This window comes from Haloarcula sp. 1CSR25-25 (assembly GCF_032027985.1).
Lineage (GTDB): Archaea > Halobacteriota > Halobacteria > Halobacteriales > Haloarculaceae > Haloarcula.
Map to the genome: position 1 here is coordinate 59,718 of NZ_JAHYBW010000007.1, position 20,798 is coordinate 80,515.

Annotated in this window: 18 protein-coding genes; 15 read left to right on the forward strand and 3 right to left on the reverse strand. The window is 55.3% G+C overall.

Going from position 1 to position 20,798, the window contains the following annotated elements; all coding sequences use genetic code 11:
* Window positions 1-147 precede the first annotated feature (147 nt).
* The 7 genes from KZ498_RS18185 (at window position 148) to KZ498_RS18210 (ending at window position 5,952) form a co-directional block, all read left to right on the forward strand.
* Window positions 148-1,614 (forward strand): hypothetical protein, encoded by a 1,467-nt coding sequence (locus KZ498_RS18185; RefSeq protein WP_312620656.1) that lies wholly within the window; start codon window positions 148-150, stop codon window positions 1,612-1,614.
* Between the two features lie 23 nt (window positions 1,615-1,637).
* Entirely contained in the window at window positions 1,638-1,919 is a 282-nt protein-coding gene (locus KZ498_RS18190; protein ID WP_311173285.1) for a hypothetical protein, read from the forward strand.
* Window positions 1,920-2,632: 713 nt separating this feature from the next.
* Window positions 2,633-2,878: a HalOD1 output domain-containing protein gene (locus KZ498_RS24720; protein ID WP_396276144.1), complete on the forward strand. Its 246-nt coding sequence runs from the start codon at window positions 2,633-2,635 to the stop codon at window positions 2,876-2,878.
* A gap of 262 nt (window positions 2,879-3,140) precedes the next feature.
* Window positions 3,141-4,199 (forward strand): DUF6610 family protein, encoded by a 1,059-nt coding sequence (locus KZ498_RS18195; RefSeq protein ID WP_312620659.1) that lies wholly within the window; start codon window positions 3,141-3,143, stop codon window positions 4,197-4,199.
* Between the two features lie 138 nt (window positions 4,200-4,337).
* Window positions 4,338-4,613 (forward strand): hypothetical protein, encoded by a 276-nt coding sequence (locus KZ498_RS18200; protein WP_311173283.1) that lies wholly within the window; start codon window positions 4,338-4,340, stop codon window positions 4,611-4,613.
* A 28-nt stretch (window positions 4,614-4,641) separates the two neighbouring features.
* Window positions 4,642-4,860, forward strand: coding sequence for a hypothetical protein (locus KZ498_RS18205; protein ID WP_254841473.1), 219 nt, complete (start codon window positions 4,642-4,644; stop codon window positions 4,858-4,860).
* Between the two features lie 111 nt (window positions 4,861-4,971).
* Window positions 4,972-5,952, forward strand: a complete 981-nt coding sequence (locus KZ498_RS18210; RefSeq protein ID WP_312620664.1) for a hypothetical protein — start codon at window positions 4,972-4,974, stop codon at window positions 5,950-5,952.
* A gap of 20 nt (window positions 5,953-5,972) precedes the next feature.
* Here the strand turns inward: KZ498_RS18210 and KZ498_RS18215 are convergent, their stop codons facing one another.
* Window positions 5,973-7,055, reverse strand: coding sequence for a transcriptional regulator FilR1 domain-containing protein (locus KZ498_RS18215; RefSeq protein ID WP_254841475.1), 1,083 nt, complete (start codon window positions 7,053-7,055; stop codon window positions 5,973-5,975).
* A 162-nt stretch (window positions 7,056-7,217) separates the two neighbouring features.
* On the opposite strand from KZ498_RS18215, the gene KZ498_RS18220 reads away from it, so the two are divergent.
* From KZ498_RS18220 to KZ498_RS18250, 7 genes are all read left to right on the forward strand, one after another.
* Window positions 7,218-8,603, forward strand: a complete 1,386-nt coding sequence (locus KZ498_RS18220) for a cytochrome P450 (RefSeq protein WP_254841476.1) — start codon at window positions 7,218-7,220, stop codon at window positions 8,601-8,603.
* Window positions 8,604-8,934: 331 nt separating this feature from the next.
* Window positions 8,935-9,336, forward strand: coding sequence for a hypothetical protein (locus KZ498_RS18225; protein ID WP_254841477.1), 402 nt, complete (start codon window positions 8,935-8,937; stop codon window positions 9,334-9,336).
* Between the two features lie 184 nt (window positions 9,337-9,520).
* Complete coding sequence (gene rdfA, locus KZ498_RS18230) at window positions 9,521-10,351, forward strand: rod-determining factor RdfA (RefSeq protein ID WP_254841478.1); 831 nt, start codon at window positions 9,521-9,523, stop codon at window positions 10,349-10,351.
* A gap of 2 nt (window positions 10,352-10,353) precedes the next feature.
* Window positions 10,354-12,144 carry an archaea-specific SMC-related protein gene (locus tag KZ498_RS18235; RefSeq protein WP_254841479.1) on the forward strand — a complete coding sequence of 597 codons (1,791 nt, stop codon included), beginning with the start codon at window positions 10,354-10,356 and terminating at the stop codon, window positions 12,142-12,144.
* Between the two features lie 276 nt (window positions 12,145-12,420).
* Window positions 12,421-14,541 (forward strand): hypothetical protein, encoded by a 2,121-nt coding sequence (locus tag KZ498_RS18240; RefSeq protein WP_312620666.1) that lies wholly within the window; start codon window positions 12,421-12,423, stop codon window positions 14,539-14,541.
* 384 nt (window positions 14,542-14,925) lie between these two features.
* The gene (locus KZ498_RS18245; RefSeq protein ID WP_312620667.1) at window positions 14,926-16,731 is read left to right on the forward strand and encodes a hypothetical protein; all 1,806 of its coding nucleotides are present in this window, start codon (window positions 14,926-14,928) and stop codon (window positions 16,729-16,731) included.
* Window positions 16,732-16,914: 183 nt separating this feature from the next.
* Window positions 16,915-18,063 (forward strand): hypothetical protein, encoded by a 1,149-nt coding sequence (locus tag KZ498_RS18250; RefSeq protein WP_312620669.1) that lies wholly within the window; start codon window positions 16,915-16,917, stop codon window positions 18,061-18,063.
* A gap of 116 nt (window positions 18,064-18,179) precedes the next feature.
* On the opposite strand, the gene KZ498_RS18255 is transcribed toward KZ498_RS18250, so the two are convergent.
* Both KZ498_RS18255 and KZ498_RS18260 read right to left on the reverse strand, forming a co-directional pair.
* Window positions 18,180-18,521, reverse strand: a complete 342-nt coding sequence (locus tag KZ498_RS18255) for a type II toxin-antitoxin system PemK/MazF family toxin (protein ID WP_081927557.1) — start codon at window positions 18,519-18,521, stop codon at window positions 18,180-18,182.
* Window positions 18,522-18,524: 3 nt separating this feature from the next.
* Window positions 18,525-18,983 carry a helix-turn-helix domain-containing protein gene (locus KZ498_RS18260; protein WP_049987726.1) on the reverse strand — a complete coding sequence of 153 codons (459 nt, stop codon included), beginning with the start codon at window positions 18,981-18,983 and terminating at the stop codon, window positions 18,525-18,527.
* A gap of 139 nt (window positions 18,984-19,122) precedes the next feature.
* Between KZ498_RS18260 and KZ498_RS18265 the strand changes: the two genes are divergently transcribed.
* Window positions 19,123-20,400 (forward strand): hypothetical protein, encoded by a 1,278-nt coding sequence (locus tag KZ498_RS18265; RefSeq protein ID WP_311173276.1) that lies wholly within the window; start codon window positions 19,123-19,125, stop codon window positions 20,398-20,400.
* The last annotated feature ends 398 nt before the right edge of the window (window positions 20,401-20,798 follow it).

Consider the following 20,798-nt stretch of genomic DNA (forward strand, 5'->3'; position numbering starts at 1 on the left):
ACTCCGTTGAATAACTCATATACCTCACTAACATCAGATACGTCAGATACAATCTCGGCCGAACCGGCCAAGCCCCCGGCGTAACCCATCAGTAGCACTCAACCCCCCTATAGCGCCCGCTTCGCGAACCATCCTCCACTCACCAGTATGCCCACCTCGCTCTCCTACTGGACGATCCAGCCCGACCGCTGGACGTTCAACGCACAGAAGCTTCGTGACTGGGTCGAATCGCACCTCGACGGTCGCGTCCTCAACGCGTGTGCTGGACGGACCCAGCTCACCCATAATGGGCGGATCGTCCGGAACGACATCAATCCCGAGATCGATGCCGATTATCACGTTGACGTCCGCGACCTTCCTCACATCCTCCAGGCTGAATCGTTCGACACGATCGTCCTCGACCCGCCATTCTCGAAACGACAGAGCACGACCACCTACGACCGCGAGGAGGACACACTACCCACGGTCACCGAACTCGCTCGCGTCGTCGACGCCCTCCTGAAACCCCGTGGTCGCGTCATCCGGCTCGGTTATACGACGTCGCTTATGCCGCCTGAAGAGGAGTACACGCTCGAAGAAGTCGCCGTCTGGAATACCCTTGGCCGCCAGCACGACTGGCTCGGTGTCGTCGCTCAGAAACCCACAAACGAGATCACGTCGGCACGACGCCCAGTACACGTGACCGACGCCGCAGTTCCGAACGCAGGAGCCACCGCATCAGGTGGCGCCGCGACCAGCGGAAACGGGAACACGCCCCTCACCCTCGAGTACATCCGCCTCAGCCCTGAGATTATGCCTCAAGCCGGCGTCGCCGACTACCTTGCCACCCACCTCTCCGGACGTGTCCTCAACGTCTCGACGCGTGAACGGTCTCTCCCCCACGACGGCCACCTGGTGCAGATGAGCGTTGACGAATCCGTCGACGCCGCGTACCACTTCGACGAGCGCGAACTCGCAGCCGAATTCGCTGCCGGCATCTTCAACACCGTCCTCGTGGACCTCCCGAGTGAGGCGTTCCAGCAGACCACCGATTACGCTGGCCGCACTACTGGCCGGGATACAGCACTCAAACAGGAACTCCATCCACTCATCGCCGCAGGCGGTGACATCATTCAAGTTGGCCACACCGCGACCTGTATGCCGAAGCGCCTCGACTATCGTCGCTCCCACGTCGCCATCATCGAGCATCCCGACGCTGAGCAAGACTGTCTCATCAGTATCGATACGAAACAGACCACGGGACTCGATGTCCACGCGACCGACCGCTCACCCCAGGATATCCACGTGACCGACTCAGATGCCGAGGCACAGCACTCGTGTATTCGGTGTGGTGAGGGCTGGTATCTCCATCCCTCCTGGTACGTCGACTGTCCTACCTGCGGCGCACGACCCGAGAATTACTGCGTCACCGACGACGGTTCTATCCTTCACCAGTCACATCCCGAGCGCCTTGCCTACCTCGAAGAGCATCACGACCGACACGAATGCGACCCCGGCGTCACTTCCAGAACGCCAGTCACCCGCTCGAATAACCAAGAGAACGGCTCTACGACTACCTCGACAGCACCAACTGAACAGGAAACGCTCGAACAGTTCGCTTCCCAGCCGAACTAACTACTGCTCCCCTTCCCCGCACTATGTCCTCTCGTGCTCACTCCACGACGGATCGCCGCCAGCATCATCAGCGCGCCTCGGCCCACGCCTGTCCCGAATGCGGAGCTGATCCGCTCATCATCATCTTCACTGACCCCGCCCCGAACGAGGACGCGACCTACTGGTTCGACTGTCCACACTGCACCTTCACTTCGGCGCTTCGTGCGATACCAACAACTGACGACGAACCCACTCCTCAGGCCCCGTTAGCACAGGAGAATATCAACGAGTACGTCGCAGCGATCGACGTCGAACCACCGTTCTAACAGCACCCTCCTCGCTCGGTGTGTTTTTCTCACTCTTCGAGCCTGAAAGCCCGTCGAACGGGCTGTGTGATCCATATGACTGAGACAGGTTCCACTACGTCGACCGACGCCCGCAGCGAGACTCCCTACACGTTCACAGGTCCTCATCCCAGCGACGAACCATACTCCGTCAAAGCTATCGAACGCGATGACTGGGAGCCAGGACAGCCCTGCCCTAACTGTGGGACGACTCATCTCCACGAGTTGCATCTGAACGAGGAATGTGCGATACATCACGAGGGGTCGAGCGCGTTTAGCGCCGCCATCGATCGACTGGGTACAGTCGAGTATTGCTGTCCCGACTGCGAGACCGTCCTCTACCGCCATGCCGCATACGCTCTTTGGCTCGCCCTCTCCAACAATTTCGACTATGACGACTCAGAATGAGTTCTACAGGTGGAGCAGGCCGAGTGCCTCGGGGCTTGACCCCGAGGCGGTTCACTGTCGCTGTCTCGTCGATATCGACTTTCCGCCTCGATTTCACTGACGACGTCGAGGCCGCGAACACCGCCCGTCAGGCGATCGTAGCCGCCCCGGAAACAGACGGTGTCTACGCACGCAGCGTAATCAGTGCAATAGATCCCAACAATAGCTGTTAAGCTCGCTTTTCATTCTATTGAATGATTTGCATGAAATTGTATGGGTGTTTTGGGGTTTCGTGATTTCTCTAGGGTATGGAGCGCGAGGTACAACATACGGAATCGGTCGAAACTGCAGTCAAGCGGGTCATTGCAGAGGTAGAGGAATGCCGACCGACCCAACTTGGAACTCTTCAAGACGTAATTGATATAGAGGAACTAGAGGAACTCGTTGACTCGCCGCCACAAGAGTCTGAAGAACACACGCAATCCTTTTCGTTTCGGTACTGTGGACATCCAGTTACAGTTCACAGCGATCGGACAATCGTCATCAAGCGTTAAGAAGGCAATTTAACGAGCTCTAATCTCAATTCCGGGATCACGGCTGAATAAAGAAACCTGAACGCCTACAACTACTAGCCAATCGACGCCACAGAGACGCTGAACAGTCCATCCGAACACGGAAAGTGGCCGACTCTCACTCTCGCTTCCTTACGCTCTTCGCAAGTCTTTCTTCGCGGCAGCTGGCCTGACCCGCTGCACAGCACGGTATCCGTATCGTCCGTCAAGACTCCTCGCAACCAGCTGTTCACACGTCCCGCGTATGGCTTCCAGTTCCCTTCAGACAGCCTCGGCACCGGCCGAGTTACAGCGTCCGTTCGCACCACCGCATGCGACACCCGAACCGGACACCCTCGACGCGGCTCGCCGCCCTGAATATATCGGCTTCCTCTTCAGAGCGCCGTTCGCGACAGACGCCTACAAACTTGGCTTCACCACGGGCATCCGAGAGGACTATCGCCTTCAGATTGATTCCTACCGGAACGTCGACCTCCCGGTGGTTATGCTCGACAACGAGTTCCACGACCCCGATCCCGACCGATACGTTGACCGGTTCCGCGAGTACGAGCCCGATGTAGCCGTCATCGGTGACGCTGACACGCCGCAGGACGCTCGCGAGTACACCCAACTCGCTCGCAACCTCCGCGAAGAGTACCCGTCGACAACGTACATTATCGTCCCGAAGTGCCACGAGGCAATCGAGATCATCGACGACGACCAGGTCCTCGGGTATCCGCTCGGCTACTCGTCCCTCCACGCAGACGACTACAGTGACACTGCGGACTGGCGTGGCCGCCATATTCACCTCCTCGGTGGGAGTCCTTCCGTCCAGTACGAGGCGCTCCAGGACCTCACGCAGCCAACGCTCACAGGTGCGCCGCCGGCGAACATCGTCGGGATGGACTGGAACGGGCCGGCGAAGGTCGCCTACCTCGGAGAGTACTGGAGTCGCGATGGCTGGCAATCCGCTGACCATCTCGGGATTCGCGAGACTGTCCGTCAGAGTCTCCGTGAGATGCGTGCCTTCTGGCAGGAACACGACCTCTGGCCGGAGACGACCCCCTGTGACGTCTACGGAGAAGCGGTTCAGGAGCCTCAGGACCCCGTCTGGGCAGCGAACGGGCGAAACATCTACGAAGACCCGAGTCCCCTCGCTCCTGATGATGCACCGGTCTACGAACCGGAGAATCCCGACTACGATCCACTCGAGGATGCGATCGTTGTCGAGTACGAGAACGGATGGACGCTTGCGTACCGCAACGAGTCGGAACGGCAGCGTATCGAGTACCAGGAGGGACTCACGCCCGTCAACGGTGATTAGTCTCTCTCAAGTTACCCCACAACGAGGCATCCACAACGTTCCTCGTGGGGTAACTACGGAGACCGCTATCACCTCTGAACGGGAATTCACCCAGACACGCGGGTTTCTCGCCACCGCCAAGCAGGTGAAGTGTTTCATATGTCAACAGCTGCCTCTACCGTCGACCCGGACACGATCGCACAAGCCGGTGACTCGCCTGAAACCATCCGCGACAAGGTTCTCTACACGCTTTATTACACCGTCCCGGGAATCGAACTCGAGGATGTCCTCGAACTCCGGGTGCTCATTGACCTGCCGACGAACGAAGATTCACATTCGAGGCAAGCGCAAGCCGTCCTCACAGCCGTCCAGGAGGAAGTAGAGTCGTGGTCTGACCCGCCGGCGATCCACACCTCACCCCCTGCCTATGAGTAAGGCGTCATCCAACGGAGGTGAAGACATCGTGACTGACTCAGACGACAAGATCCTCGAGGAACTCCCACCGGACCGATTTCTTGACACGTCCAACGCATGCCTCATCAAGGCGGGCCTGCACTGTATGCACTCCCGAGAAACAGTCCAGCAGTACCTCGCTTACGAGAACCAGCACGAAAACCGAACTTGGATACAACGCCTCCTCGCGAGACGAGCTCGCGAACTCGCCGACGAACAGTCGGAGTAGTCCCGAACACACCACTGCTTCAAGTGGTCACTCAGAACACAAAAAAGAGTTCCATCAACTCCGTCCCAAAGAACTACTACACAATCGGACATCAAGGGTATACAACTACAAATGTCGGCTGAACCATTCAGCGAGTTCTCTACTCAGGCCGTGAGAATTCTGGAAGACGAATTGACGGATATTGGTGGTACCAAGCTCCAAGTCTCTCCAGAACTCCGATTATCCTACTTCAACCCGTTCCTCTTTGACTCCGGTGAGAAATTCACCAAGCATCCATTCGACGCCATAGTATACCGCGAAGTAAGCTGGGAACCGACTGGGTTAGATCAGATTGACGATCTCGAAAGATGGTTCCTCGAAGGAACCGACTCCGTTGAGATACCGATCGCAGTCGTCGAATTCACCGAAGAACAACCACTCACATCGAGTGCAGCGGTAAATCAGATCGCTCTCGAATCTCTTTCGAAATTTGACGCTCTCTTACCGATAAGAGTACGATACGCACGTTTCGGTAGCTCTTCTCCCACCTTCGAAAAAGACAACAACATCGTCTATTCCAAATTAAACTCAGCGAATTATTCCACAATACAGCACAGCATAGTCGAACCGATCAAGGCTCATATAGCCAGATATTCCGATCAAGAACTGCTTGAAACTTTCAATTTAGAAGAAAAGGTCCGACGATCCGATCCCGAGATATTCTACCACTTCAACGACGTCCTCTGGGCCTACAATCACGACCGAAACAATATACTCGTAATCCTGCTGTCTGTCTACTTCGAGAACTATGTCAAAGACTCGCTAGAGGATTACTTTGAGGAGGCTCAAGACAACCCTGCTGCCTCAAATTTCTATGACGACGACTGGGGATTCGACCGATGTCTCAACGGGTGCAGAAGCTTCGGACTCATCGAAGATGAGGACTACAACACCATCAATAAAATCCGAGACGCAAGAAACGACTACGCCCACGACATCGAATCTTTCGACAGCACCTATAGCACTGACGCAGAAGACGAAGGACTCATCCAAGACGGAATCCAATTATACGAAGAGCTGATTGGCGTCAAGAAATCTATTATAGACGAATAGCCCTAACTCACTCAATACGTCTACATTTCCGCAGGGTCTCGAGCCCGTTTCCGATAGTGATTATAGAGCTCTTCACCCCATTGGACTACCGCTTCATTTGAACTGAGGATCATCGCGATATGTTCTCCCTCCCCAATTTTATTGTACGCCCCAACCGCGATCTGCTCCCTATCGTAGATACCAATGCCGAGCGTCAGTGGTTCGTCGAGACAGAATATCTGAAAGTTGTCGTAGTTTGAGTCGTCCAGAAAGTACTCCATCTCTTCTTCATGGAGTCGCTGGTAGAGCGAGGCGTCGACGATTGCCTCCCCTTTCAGACCAAGTTTGAGCAGTTTATTGTACGCGCTAAAGAGCGTCGGGTTGAAAATCGATGTCAACACGCGGAAGTGGTCAAGCCGTGGATCGCAGAGTTTGAGAGCTGTCGCCAGGACGATTCCCGGAGAGTGGGGTGAGGAGACATACAGCTTTGCGTCAGCGAGGGCTCGAACTGGAATATCCGTTCTAATTGGATTGAGCCGTTGGAACCAAGGTGCTTTATCCAACACCTGCTCGATTGTCTCGGCCAGTTCCTCATACCGTTCTACTGTTTGTTGCCCAGCGGGCGTGAGCCTGTGAACACCGTCGCTCTCTACACTCCATCCTTCCGTCTCAAACATCCGTAACGCTCTCCGAACAGTTGCGCGAGACGGAGACCCGTTGGTTATGTCCACCAATTCGCTCGGGCGGCTGGGTTGCTCTGCAAGCGTTTGTAACAGCGGGATGGTATGTTCTGACCGAGTTAGCTGGGTGAGTGGCTCGCGATCGAGACCATTTGGACACGATTCAAACGCTTCCAGCGTGATTTTCCCACCTGCCGTCAGCTCATATCCACCAGTATCAGCTGTTTTCGTCAACCCCAAATCGGTGAGTTGCACGAGATGTTTCGATACCGTCTGTCGGGTGATCTCTCCCGATTGTGCGATAGTCGAGGCCGTCTTTGCGCCCTCGTCGAGTGAACGCAGTATATCTAAAGAGGTGGACCCAGCAAGATCACTAATGAATTCACGGACGACAATCCGTTCGTCCGTGAGTGGATTTGTGGTCGCACGCTCGGACTGCGTCACTTGTTTTCACCCGTTACTAAAGTGCACACCCAATGCTATGAATATATCGCACAAATCTGATATTGATTCGAGCTTATTGGAATACCCTTCCTTTTCAAAACCCACCCGAAACCCATCTCTCAGCGGTACTTTTTACATATACTGATACAAAGAGCGACTATCGTGAGCTCCCAACTACCACCGGCACCGTCGGGTTATCCGGTCCTAAAAAACGCTGTCCAGTTCGCTCGCGATCCATTCACGTTTGTAGAGAGGGCGACGTCGGAGTGCGGAGACATCTACCGGATGGCTCTCCCGGCAGTCGACGATGTTTTTGTTTTCACTCACCCAGACCATCTTGACCGTGTCCTTGTGTCCGATGTCGAAGTCTTCGGGAAAACCGAGGACTATCAACGCGCGTTCGGGAACGGTCTCCTTTCGGTCGAGGGCCAGAAGTGGCGACAACAGCGTGATATGTTGCAACCGCTCTTCTACCGAGACCACATAAGAGACTACACAGAGCAGATGGTTGCGTGTACCGAACGACGTCTCGAAACGTGGATTGAGGGTGAAACACTAGATATGGAGCCTGAGATGAAGAACCTCACTCTGGAGGTTCTCTTTTCCACGCTGTTCGGTCGTTCGTTGGTCCCTGGCGAGGATCAAGAACTTCGTGATGCCGCTGACGGACTCAACGAATGGTTCACACCATCATCATGGATTCTGCCACCGTGGCTCCCGACACCAGCACGGCATCGATTCAATCAATCCACGAAGCGCCTTCGTCAGGAGGTTCGAAGATTACTCGAAGAAGGAAGCGACCGAACAAGAATCTCAGAAGACGAGACAGGTGGGTCCGAGGGCCAATCGAACTCTAAGCAGGGTGCTCACTCAAATACTCCAGACCTGCTCACACAGCTCCAAAAGGCGCGTAATAGGGCGGATGGATCAGATCTTACAATCGAAGAGATCGAAGATCAATTGATCACTATGGTTTTTGCGGGGCACGAGACGACCGCCGCAGCTCTCGCATTTACTTGGTACGCGCTGGCGACGAACCCAGACCTCCAAGAGCAACTTCATACGGAACTGGTCACAGTTCTCGATGGAGACTCGCCCACTTACGACGACCTCCAAGAGTTGGAGTTCACAGACCGAATAATTACTGAGGCGCTACGGCTCTACCCACCAGTTCATACGATTCCGCGCCGGACGCTCACTGATGTCGAAGTCGGTGGATATCGGATTCCCGAGGACCACGAAATCCACCTATCGATAATCCATATCCATCGAGATGGACGGTTCTATGATGAACCTATGGCGTTACGCCCGGAACGATGGACTGATGAGTTTGAGGAAGAACTCCACGACTTTGCGTACGCCCCCTTTGGTGGTGGACGTCGAACTTGCATCGGTCGGGAGTTCGCTCTCTTAGAAGCAAAAGTAGTCCTAGCAACGATCGGGCAGAAATTCCAATTTGATTGGGAGAACGACGAAGCAATTGAACTCGAACCACGGGTTACAACTCAATCAAAAGAAGGCATCCCATTGCGAATTCGACACCGTTGAGGGTACAATCTTACACCTGATCCGATACACATTCCCTTCGTAATCATCGATTAAAGCTCCGTCTTCTGTACCTGTGTATGTTCATACATTTTGACGGTGTAAACACGGGTGAGTATAACACACAATCCGGTAATATTCAAAAGCGTATCTCATGAACCGGAATTCAATCGTCGATTTCCTACTCTTCCCATCTCTAAAGCAGTCATTACGGATCGATATCCGCCTGCCCGTTCCATCCGAATTAGATAATGTCAGCACACCACTAGTTCAAAACACACCACTCCGGAAGTACCGCCCTGCCAACCGCTCCCTGCAATAGTAGAATGCCCCCATGACGACCATCGTCATCACACTGAAAAACGGAAAGATATCCACCGACGGAGGAATCGATGTTTCATCCAGCCAGTCGACGGCTCCGACCACTGATTCTCACAATATCAATCGTCACCTCGACCTCGACACAGTGGTCGACCTCATCGAACAAATGCCCGAAGATGAGATCTGCGCCCGACAGAGTACCAAATATCCAAACTGGTCCCGAGGTGACCCTTGCCCTATCTGTGAAAACACCGAACTCGCTATTATGGAACTTAGAGAAGCCACCTACACTTCCTCTGACGGCGAGTTCGACTTCAATCACTTTACAGATAACACAGGACCACAGCTCTCGATCGTCTGCAAAGAATGCCGGACACACCTCCTCCACATCCCCTATCACACACTAACTGAATAGGCCGGCAGCAACTCGCTCAGCGTTACGAAGCACAGATATTGAGAACACATCTCCAAAGTACTCACCGCTCAATTAGGCACTCCTTGGACGAGAAACGGATATTTAGCACCAGTCTAACTGAATGTCGGGCGGTCTGAAGAACACTTCGCTTTTATTGATGTGGACATAGAATTCCTCCCCGGAGATGTGCAAAGTCGACGATCTCATCGCAGAGTATGGGTTAACAGCCCCCGGATCTGACTATGACTCTGTAGATGACTACCTCGCGAAACGGTGGACTGGAACTGACGGCCGCACTTCAGAAGGATATAAAAAACTCACAGACTGGTTCAACAAACGTGTTCTCAAGTCGATATATGAAAACTACGGGAGATCAACTGTTAGCATCCATCTGGACCGAGAATACGATGTTATTGTAAACGAAGATAACATCCAACGCGCCGAGCTCGCGGCCGACCTCGAAGGCGACGGGATGGACATCGACGAACTCAAGAAAACTCTCGTCTCTCACGGTACAATCCGAAATCACCTCAAAAACTGTCTCGAAGTCGAAAAAGACACTCAGTCCACAGCCAATTCCACTACTACGACTCGAGAGAAAGCCATCGCGTCGGCGAAACGAATGGCTGCCTCAAAAACAGAAAACATCCTTCCAGAACTTGCCAAAGACGGCGTTGTTCCTTTTGCAGACCAAGCCACCGTCGACGTCGAAATCAGACTACAATGCCCCAAATGCGACACACGGGTCCCCATCGAAGATGCAATCAAGCGAGGATACGTCTGTAACGACCATATGACGGATCCAACTAATACAGACCCACCCAACAACTCAACTCCAGATCCGTCGGAGAATACCGAATCTGACGAAAACGATTCACACCACCAATCAGATACAACGATGAATTCTGTGCCCTCATCACAAACCTCTCTCCTGCTCTCTCTACTGGCGCTCGGAGCCACTTCGTTCTCGTCCCAATCGCCTATGCTAATAGATAGTATGCTCAACACCGCGTAACCATGACCTGGAATCTAGAAATCGAAAATATCGCAGGCATCCATCGAGGGGAGGCTACGATCGAATCCGGTGTGAACGCCGTCCGAGCGAGCAACTGGCAAGGAAAATCGAGCTTCCTCACCGCAATTGAAACAGCCTTCGGGACTGAAACAAGCCTCACTGAAGGCCAAGATCACGGTCACGTTGAGCTCGAAATCGACGACACCACCTACGCTGTCGATCTTGCCCGTACCAACGGCACGATTACACAATCCGGCAATCCATACCTCACCGATGATGTCGATCGTGTCTGTGCTGCCCTCTTTGCGTTCCTCGATGAGACCAATGAGGTCCGGCAAGCCGTCCGTATGGGTGAAAACCTTGAGGACCTCCTCACACGTCCCCTCGATTTCGAGAACGTCGACGAGCAGATTGCCGACCTCAAAGCCGAACAGAAACAGGTCGAGGCCGAACTCGAGCGAGCCCAAAACGCTGCTAACCGCCTCCCGCGCCTCCAAGAGAAGGTCACAACGCTCGAATCCCAACTCGAAGACCTCCAAGAAGAGTGGAACGAGCTCGACAACGAAGCTTCTTCAGATAGTGACGCTCGAGACGAGCTGAGTAACCTCCGCGCCCAGCTCGAGAAGACCAAGACAGACATCAACCGGTACGAATCAACCGCAGATCGCGTCGGGGATGAACTTGAAGCAAAGAAAGAGGAACTTGAGATGTTGGATGTCCCAACACACGAGGAGCTCGAAGACGACCTCGAGGATCTCCAATCTGATCTCCACGAAATCGAACGCGATAAAGAACTCCTCCAGTCGATCTATGAGGTAAATCAGCGCGTTCTCGAAGAAGACCGTCTCTCGCTTCTCACAGACGTCTCTCACGATATGCTCTCTGACCAGCTTGCGTGCTGGATTTGTGGGAACGACACCTCTAGTGAAGAGGTCGAGGCACAGTTAGACAGTATCTCTGACCGTCTTAACTCACTTCGCGACCAAGAGTCGACTCTCCGCAAGAAGGTAAACGAGCTTCAAGAAAAACAACGGACCGTACGGGACGCGGAGCGGAAAGAACGCGACCTTCGCGACCGCATCGGAGAGCTTGAATCCCAGCTTGATGACGCACAGACGAATCTTGAATCGGCCAGAGAACGAAAAGCTTCCCTCGAAGCACAGATTGACGAACTCGAAGGTCTGGTCAGTGAGACGCAAGACCACGCGACTGACCTCCAGAGTGAGATCAAATACATGGAAGCCGAGCTTGAAGACGCTCGTGGCGAACTTGAGACAGTCAAGTCGGAAGCCTCGCAGCGTGATGTCCTCGAAGAGGAACTCGAATCTCTCCGCTCTGAGGTCGAGGACCTCCGAACACGCAAAGAGCGTGTGAAGCGAAATACTCGGGACGCATTCGATTCGGCGCTCTCCGACATTCTCACGAGATTCGACGTTGGGTTCGAGACAGCACGCCTCACCAACAACTTCGACCTCATCGTCGCACGTGGAGGCCGCGAAGCTAGACTTGACGCTCTCAGTGAAGGCGAGCGGGAACTCCTCGGCATCATCGCTGCCCTTGCCGGCCACGAAGCATTCGATGTCGCTGACCGGGTTCCCGTTATGCTACTCGACGGGCATACCGGTCTCGACGATACCAACATCCACCATCTCGTCGATTACCTCTCCGAACGCGTCGATGTCCTCGTCCTCTCCGCCTTCCCCGAGTACGACGCCTTCGAGGGTCACGAAGTCACTCCAACCAACTGGGAGACCATCTCCTACGGAGACGATGTTGAGGAAGTCGTAGGATAGCTCTCGCTGCTCACTATTGATTTTATACCCCCGCGGGGGGTTAATCTCTCAACGACTTTTTGCGAAGACGCGACTTCTGGCTCCCATATACGACTCTGTCCGACCGCCCTGGCGTTCACTCATCACGCCCACGAGTAGCTGCTCTACTGTTTCCCAATCGCGGAAAACACTTTGTCGCCGGACCACATATTCGCAGGTAAGTTCGCCCCCTATGCGGCCAGTAGCACTCGAAGCAACCATCATCCGGGTTACTATCCAGTCCCGGAGTGGTGATGTATGACCTCCCGGTTTGATACCCCCGCGGGGGATCAAGACAACCCTCGCCCATCCGACGAGCCTTCGGTGACTATCACTAGGGCTACACCTCGGCAGTTTTCTAGCCTCTTCGTCGCCTTCCTTCTCCTTTCGAGTGTCTGCTTCTCTACGATTGCGGTAGTCGCGGCCAACGGATCCAACTCCACCGCGCAACCGCCGGTTGACGGGAATGCTCGCGTATTTGTTGCGAGTGACCGCGATACGGAGGCTCTCGGCATCCCGGGTGGCGGTCGTGGTGGCATCCTCCTCCAGTATGTTGTGGAGGCCAATGCGTCGACTGAAAATCTCTCCCGCGCAGTCGATACCTACACGCTTACGACCAATCCAGAGACGCGCGTCCGTATTGATGGGTCACCCCGGACACTGCAGGAGTATCGCCTTGACCAGCTAGCGAGAGTCGAACGAACAAACTCAACCAGTCGATGGCCGGCGAGCGCACCGGACCGGGAGGATAGCCTATTCATCAAAGACGGCTTCATCGCGTATATGGGTGCGACCAGCGCTGCCGAAGTGAACGCCCCGGGAGCGGAAACAAACGGCACTTATCTAATGGGGCCCGACGGGCGTGTCCTTGAGTACGTTGACTACCGCGTCGCCCTCCCAGAACCAAATACGACAACCCGCTATGTCCGCGAAACAAAGGACGTCACCCTCAACATCCCTGCGCCGGAGAACAACTCGTCGGACGACGTACAGACTGTCACCAAGACAGTTGAGTTCGAGACGCTCGACGGTCATACCATCACACGTACCGTCAGCGCCACCGGTCGTGGCCCGCTAACCGTAAATCGCTCTGTGACGGCCATAGTCGGCGGCTATCGCACTAATACCACATACGATCTCGCCTCACAACGGGTTGAGCGTAACCTCAGCATCGGCGATCAGACGTGGTCGAAACACACGACACCAGAAACATCGCCACGAGAGGCCCGGCATATCGACTACGCAAACGCTCCCCCGTCGGATGGCGAGAGGCAACATCTAGAGCTCCAGGCGACGATCAACGTCACCGCGGAAGTCACCACTGATCACTATTTCTACCATCCGCACAACGATACGTGGACGTACACCCATACGGAGGTTAATGCCACCTATGATGAGCTCACCGTTAGCGACGATCGGCCAGTCCACGTTGTCCCACCAGACAGCGTCTCGATTTCCCAGCGCGTAATTGAGGAACCACACGACCGCCGCTCCATCGTCCTCTCTATCGAGGGGCCGGAGTATCTCTCTGAGCGGGCACTCTGGAGTTGGGCCGCCTTCAACGTAGAAGGAGACTCGAATGCCAGTTCCCACCGCCTAACGAACGTCTGGCAGGTCTATGGTGTCCGTCAGTACCGCTGGGGTGAAACAACGTCAAACTGGGACACAGACCCACAACGTACGGAGTTCCCACCAACACTTGCCCTCCGGCTCACTGCTCGACAACCGTCCCCCAGTGTTGAGGCCGTCGGAGAAACGGATGTGTATCGTCACGGACGGGTGACGGATCTCCGCCAGCGCACTGTTCCTGGCGTCTCGAAGCGGGCGACCCTGGCGGAAAATGTGAACCTCACTACAGCGACTGCCAACCAGACCTCGAGAATTGTCATCAGGGACGCCCCCGGTCAGATCACCTCCGTAACGTCGATCTTCGGGGATGAAATACCCGTCTCGACAACAGAGGTCACTTCGATGGAGGATTCGTCGCTTACCTACACAACGATTCCGCCGGAAGAGGGGGAAGAGAACGAGCCGCCGGAACTCCGTCTCCGTCTCACTGGCCCAGACGGAACTCCACTCCCGGATCGGAAACTGATCTTGACCGGGGCGACCGAATCCTCAGTCACTACAAACGACAACGGTGTCGCATACGCTACGTTCGATAGTGCGACGATCACCGCGCGTTTCCCCGGTGACCCATACACAGAGAATCACGACATCTACTACTCGTCCAGCCACACAACCGCGATCTCTCCCGGAAACGGGAGCCTGATTGCCGATCTCTGGACGTTCTTTTTACGGCCATTACAGGCCGCTCTCCTCTCGCTGGCTGTGAGCGTAGGCTTGCTCGTCGGAGTCGGCTGGTATACCATCAAGTAGCCACCCCTCGCAACATTTTCTCAAGACTGACGATACTCACTTCTGCGTCATTCAGCCAACCTTACGAACTTCAGTTGACGATGAGATCGTAGCGCGACTCACTGTCCTCGGTCAGTGGCTATCTCCGATTGGTTCGGGGGTAGAAGTTTTAGGTATTGGACAACATATCTTGACACAGCGATTCACATGGAGCGCTCTCCAACCACCCTTAGTAGGTGGCTCTACCGTGTCGGTTGCCGTCTTCGCCACCGAAAGTCTGGGGACTCAACAGAAACCTCTGCAACGGAACCGTCGACGTCATCCAGCGTCCTCTCGGCCAAAGTTCAAGATCGTCTTTTGGGTGTCGCACCCACAGCTCAACAGACTGTTTCCTCCACTGCGGCGATGGCTGCCCTCCCGATCATTCCACTATTTAATCCTCTTGACCCAGAGGATTGGTTCGAGGGGATCGTCAACACGCTCGCGACCGGCTTGACGAACGTCCTGGGCGAGGTTTTCGTGGGTATGGTCCAGGAGTTTCTCGTCATCGACCCATTATACTACCAGGAAGGGGCGAATGCCACTTTTATACAGAATCTCCAGTACTCGCTGATTCTCTTTCCGACCGTCATCGTCCTCGGGACGATCGCGGCACTCTTTTCGGAAGCCCCAGAGGGCTCCTATTTACGGCAGGGAATCCGTATTGTTAAAGCCCTCTTCGCACTCGCTCTCATCCGTCCATTCCTCCACGTCGCGGTCGTCTTCACGAATAGCGTTACGAAGCTCGTGATGCCCGAGACTTACGCGGTCTCCCTCGCCGGCCCCGCCCTCAACAACGCCATCGGCGATTTGATGGGCTCGGCTATCGCCGCTGTGCTCGTTTACCTCGCCGCCGGTACAATCTCTCTCATCGCTATCGCTCTCGTTGTGATGATCCTCTTCCTCCGCATCTTTATGATCCATCTCGTCTACACCGCTTTCCCGATCCTGCTTGTTATGTGGTACACCGACTGGGGACCACTTCGGTACGCGAACGACGTCGCTATGTTTGTCTTCAAGGTCACAGCGTATCTCCTCCTCGCGGGGCCGCTCGTCGCGCTCGCTCTTCAGACCGGCTGCAGTATGTCTGCCCCGGACATCTGTGTGGCTAACGCGAGCGGGGCTCACGGTCCAGAAGCACTCACTGCCGGAATTGACCCATCGCAGAATAAGCTCGTCCTTTGGAAGCGGTTCCTCGGCTGGCTTTCCGGCCTCGGCCTCGCCGGTTTCGTCGGGATCCAGGCCCTGTCGATGGGTGGGAGTTCCGCCGGTCACCTTCTGGGGTTTAGTGGCCTGAGTGCGTTACGCGGCGGTGGCAGTGGTAGTCCGTCTTCGTCTGGAGGAAGTGGTGGTGGCGGAGGAGGTGGCGGTGGACCGACTCCGCCCGGTGGCGGTGGCGCCGGACAGCATACCCTCCGAAACTTCGGCGGCGGTAGCGGAACCGGCCCAAAGGCGTATGGAGCGACTGGCTCAGCAAAACCCGAATTCCACCCTCGACAGGCAGCTAGTTCGACGAAGACCAATCTAAAACAACGTGTCTCGTCGGCACGGAATACTGCACTGAGTAACGCGCAGCGCGCCTACCGTGGCGTAAAATCACGGAAAGAATGGATGAGTCAGGCTACGTGGGGACAGGGTGCTCGAGCTGGGGCCGGATTAGCAGGCGGTGGCGTGGCGCTCGGCGCTCGTGAGGCGAAAGCGGGTGTGAGCCACGTGAAAAATAATCTCAACGAGCCGATTGCGAATTGGCCCGGCCACGCCTATCGGCGAGTGAAGAACGGCGATTGGAACCCACCGAATGACGATTTGGGGGCAAGTACGGACAGCGAAGTGGCAGCGGATAATGAAGTATTGGCACTACCTGAGGGGAATCCTCCTCTTCCGGAGGGTGAGATATCGACTCTCGAATACGAAGACAGAGCACCGAATCCTAGGGAGGCCCAAGCGGTCGCTGGCGGGTCCGACATCGATCAGGCGAATCCGCATTCGGTCAACGAATCAGTCCAAGCTTGGTACGACCGCGTGAAGGCAAAAGACCAGCAAAAAGTGGAGGCGATGCGCCCTGACCTCGTCAATCGAGATGTCTCTCCGCCCTCTTCCTCACCATCGGAGGAACAAATCCAGGAGTCCGTCGACGACTACGTCGACAGAACTCGCAACACCGGCTCATAACGATTCAACTCAAATTCCTCGTTGATTCCGAATCACTTCCAGAACCACGTTAGAACTAGTTACTGGCTCTTTTGTGCTGTGTTCGCTGAGCGTGCTTCCCGGCTGATATTTTAAATAGCAGAACACGGTAGATTAGTACAGAAACACAAACACATGGGTTCCGAAACCACCACCGCCCGTCGCGTGCTGGCGGCTCTCCCTAGGCACCCACTCTCGATTTCGGATTTCATCAGTCTCCAAGCACCCGATAGTTTCGAGTCCCCTTCAACTTTGGACGGCACCGATATTCACACCCGTGTCGACACCTCCAGCATTCAAAATCTGGGTGGCGTCGTCGCTATCGGTGATGACTGGGTTGACCGTGAGGGCATCGTCGGCTTCCGCTTCGTGGCCGGAGACTCCTGGTTCGGTGTCGGCTTCGAACCAGAGACCGGCTGGACCATCCTCACCGAGGACTCCATCGACGAGAAGTTCTCCCAGGCTATCGATGATCGTATCGCGACTTGGGCGACCACCTTCTACAAGGAGGAAACCGTCCGGCCGTCGTTCTATGATACTTTCGCGGCCGCCTGTGTGTCTCAGCTCCCACCGCGCCCGCTCCAGCACGGTGAACTTGGGGAGATACTCACCCCTGGGGGGATCTACCAGGAGTCCTTCGTCGAGGTGATCCCCATTCCCCTCATTCAGATCGAACACACCGACAAGGTAATCGCCTTTCTGATGAAGGTCACTGCCCCCGATCGGTCCGGTCACGTCGTTGAATACGGCTACCGGATCCACACTGACGGGGTCTGGCGGAAGGCGTGGGCCGACTCTATCTCCGGAGAAGAGGCCGAGGAAGTCGGTCTTCGCGACCGGCCAGTCGCCACTCTCATCGAAGACGCCAATCACGATTACCTCAACGAGATCGACCTGCTCGTGGAGCCACCGGCCGACCACATCCAGATTGAGGTCTACATCGATGTGATGGCACCAGAGCCGGCCCCCGGTGGTATGTGGACTGCGGCATCTGACTGGTTTCCGTCCATCGAGTACGGTGCTCCTATTGTCGGCCTAAATACTGACGAGAATCCCGGTGAATTGACTGTCCTCGGCTACCTCGAGGGAACGAAAACTGGCGTCTATGTCGGCCTCAACCGCCAGAACGACACCTGGAAGAAAATCATTTCCTTCGATGTCCCCGTCGACAAATACCTGAACAGAGAGATCGGCAACACCCTCGACGGCTGGCTTCAGAGCCAGTACGGCGCGCTCGTCGCTCCGTCGCAAAAGCCGCTCATCCAGCTCACCGAGTGGGAGACGAGCGCTCCCGACCTCTTCGCGTCCGATTGACCTATACGAGCGTAACCAACTTCATCGTAGCCGCGGTCGGAAGGGAGCTACTGAGCAGTCGGCGCGTCAGAGATGTGGTGTTATGGGGTGATATCCTGTATCAGAACTAGGCTGTCCTACCCCTTGAGAACCATTGCTGCGAATGCTTTTGCGAGCCGTCTCATAGTGTCTTCACCGAATCTGGCGTGGACATCGCGGATATCGCTATGGTCGACTTGTTTGGTCGCCCACGGTTCTACATAGGAGCGTTTCAATAACTCCCCGACTTCAGGTTCATCTTGTTCAACGGTGACGGCGTAGCGATTCTGTCCGTATTGTTCGCTTCCGGTCATTGCTGCGACCGTATAGAGCTCACCGTGGTCAGGACAGTCTTCGTCGGAGATGATAACGACTGGACGAGATGGCCGCCTCTCGTATGGATCTGAAATAGATACAACGTGTCCGTGTTGATAGCCCATCGATTACTCCTCTACGGCATCCTCTTCAAGCTCTGCGATGATCTCTCCTGCTTCGTCTTCGGCAGTTGGTTCGTGCGTTTCGTCAGTTCCTGACTTTCCGTTCGGGTCAATGCTTGGAACTTTTTCTTCCCATCCTTCTTCAGCGTAGGCGTCATCGGTAGGCGCAGACTCGAAGAGCTGAACGACTGAGTCGAGAGATTCGAGCCGCTGCTTTAGCTTCTCGGCTCGGTCTGGGTCGACGTAGTAGGCACCTTGTGACCGTTCGACGAGCCCCTTCTCGAAGAGCCGCGTCATCGTCTTCGATGCGCTTGATTTACTGATATCGGTCTGGTCTGCGATTTCGCTTGGCGTGAAACCGTACTCACGGTGAGAGAGCAAGAAGCGCAGCGCTTCGTACTCATTCGTCTCTGGTTTCACGGGGAACGGTTCGTCGTTTGTTAGTTCACGGACGTGGATTGGCATCGTTGTCACTACTTGTCACCGAGTGTCATTAAGACTTTCGCAGGACGCGCCGCATTGACGTCGTCTTCTAAGTACCTTCAATCTCTATTGGGGAGAGAATTTTTAGGCATTCACGACACGTATTCACACAAGACGTCCCATGAAACGGTACCCAGTAGCCGGCCAGTTACTCGAGCATCGCCTCTTCTTCGGACTCAGCGTCAGCGATCTCGAAGTCGGCGTAATCCCACTCGCCGCTATCATCCTTGCGTCCGGTATCAACAACGTCTTCGAGCCCTCGTTCAGTGGGCTACTTACTATCGGAAGCGGGATTCTCGGCCTCATTGTCGGCTTGTACGTTCTCTGGCGAACACCTGCCGGTCAGACCCCTCGCGAGTGGCTCATCGGGGCTGCAAAACACAGCGTGGGCCCGGATCGCTATCTCTGGCAACCCGTCGAACGCGGTCTCGTTTCTGGACAGCACCTTGACGACATCTGCACCCTCCATTCTAAGGATTCCGACCCCTCGGACGACAACAGTGATCCGGACCCAGAATCCTCGTCCTCGAGTGCCCCCCAGCAGTCCGCCTCAGATGATAACAGCGGTCAGCAAATCGTCACTGATGGCGGGCAGATGCACTCTCGCGAACGCCCACAGCGCGACCCGAGCCAGTACTACCACCAGCTCACGCAGAAGGAAACAACAACGCAGGCGCAACTAGCTTTCGAGTACGTTCGCGAAGACGGTATTATAGTCACCGAGAGCGACAATGAGGAACCCGCGTACGTCGGCCTTGTTCACATCACCCCGACGAGTTGGCTTTCCCTCGACGATGAAGGACGCCAGTCTACGATCAACGCGTACGCTGATGTTCTCCGTGGAATCTCTTACCCCTTCCAAGTGCTCGCCCTTCCTCGTGAATTTGACCTGACGACACACTTCGAGGAGATCGAACGTGCAGCCTACGAGGCTGAGGATCCGCCAGACATTATGCAGCTTGGTCGGTCGACGTACATCGACTGGCTCAACGAGTCGGTCGGTACCCGGCGAGTCAAAGTCCGTGATTTCTACATCGCCGTTAGGGTTGAGAGCTCGCACGTCCGAGAACAGTCTTATGGCCACTCTACAGACGTTGTTTCGGGATCTCTCTTCCAGCGAATTGTCGGCTGTGTCAATTCTGTCACCTCCTCAGTTCGTTCTCGGATCGGCTCGAATACCGACGACGACGTCATCGAACGACAGTGTATTTCTGAAGTTAGAAGTCGGCAACACGAGTTTGCTGAAGCACTCCCCAGGACCGGTGTTCAGACCGAAGTGATGGACGACCGGGCAGACGTTCTGGACGTCCTCTACCGCTACTACAACCACGCCGACTCACCACTCGACGAGTATTCTCCCAAATCCTACGCGGAAGTTCTCCCACCTCGCCGGCCGTAGTGATTCCCGACCATCCCAACATCTCTACTTCCATCTTCTCGACTGTTCCTGCGGCACTTGAGGTAGGACCACTGCCAGCGTTACCCCACGAGTGAATTATCTCTGTAGTTTGTGGGGTAACTCGCTGCCCTCCCTCAACCCACTTGTCGAAACGCCTTCTTTGCGGAAAGCTATCAACGGGCGAAACCATTTACCGAGGCACTACGTATCCCACGATAGCATGAGTAGCGTCCCAGTAGCCTGGGTACTCGGAATAGCATCTGCTACCGGGCAAGTGCAACAGATCATTCAGACGATCCAGCGAGCGATCCAAGGCGGCCCGAACGCTCCGTCACCATTCATTCTTGTCGGCGTCGCTGTCGGCGTCGCCCTCCTCCTCGGTCTCGGTATTCTTGCGT

Coding starts and splice junctions, on each gene's coding strand:
- KZ498_RS18185 (WP_312620656.1), top strand. CDS start 148: ATGCCCACCTCGCTCTCCTACTGGACGATCCAGCCCGACCGCTGGACG.
- KZ498_RS18190 (WP_311173285.1), top strand. CDS start 1,638: ATGTCCTCTCGTGCTCACTCCACGACGGATCGCCGCCAGCATCATCAG.
- KZ498_RS24720 (WP_396276144.1), top strand. CDS start 2,633: ATGGAGCGCGAGGTACAACATACGGAATCGGTCGAAACTGCAGTCAAG.
- KZ498_RS18195 (WP_312620659.1), top strand. CDS start 3,141: ATGGCTTCCAGTTCCCTTCAGACAGCCTCGGCACCGGCCGAGTTACAG.
- KZ498_RS18200 (WP_311173283.1), top strand. CDS start 4,338: ATGTCAACAGCTGCCTCTACCGTCGACCCGGACACGATCGCACAAGCC.
- KZ498_RS18210 (WP_312620664.1), top strand. CDS start 4,972: ATGTCGGCTGAACCATTCAGCGAGTTCTCTACTCAGGCCGTGAGAATT.
- KZ498_RS18225 (WP_254841477.1), top strand. CDS start 8,935: ATGACGACCATCGTCATCACACTGAAAAACGGAAAGATATCCACCGAC.
- rdfA (WP_254841478.1), top strand. CDS start 9,521: ATGTGCAAAGTCGACGATCTCATCGCAGAGTATGGGTTAACAGCCCCC.
- KZ498_RS18235 (WP_254841479.1), top strand. CDS start 10,354: ATGACCTGGAATCTAGAAATCGAAAATATCGCAGGCATCCATCGAGGG.
- KZ498_RS18240 (WP_312620666.1), top strand. CDS start 12,421: ATGACCTCCCGGTTTGATACCCCCGCGGGGGATCAAGACAACCCTCGC.
- KZ498_RS18245 (WP_312620667.1), top strand. CDS start 14,926: ATGGCTGCCCTCCCGATCATTCCACTATTTAATCCTCTTGACCCAGAG.
- KZ498_RS18255 (WP_081927557.1), bottom strand. CDS start 18,521: ATGGGCTATCAACACGGACACGTTGTATCTATTTCAGATCCATACGAG.
- KZ498_RS18260 (WP_049987726.1), bottom strand. CDS start 18,983: ATGCCAATCCACGTCCGTGAACTAACAAACGACGAACCGTTCCCCGTG.
- KZ498_RS18265 (WP_311173276.1), top strand. CDS start 19,123: ATGAAACGGTACCCAGTAGCCGGCCAGTTACTCGAGCATCGCCTCTTC.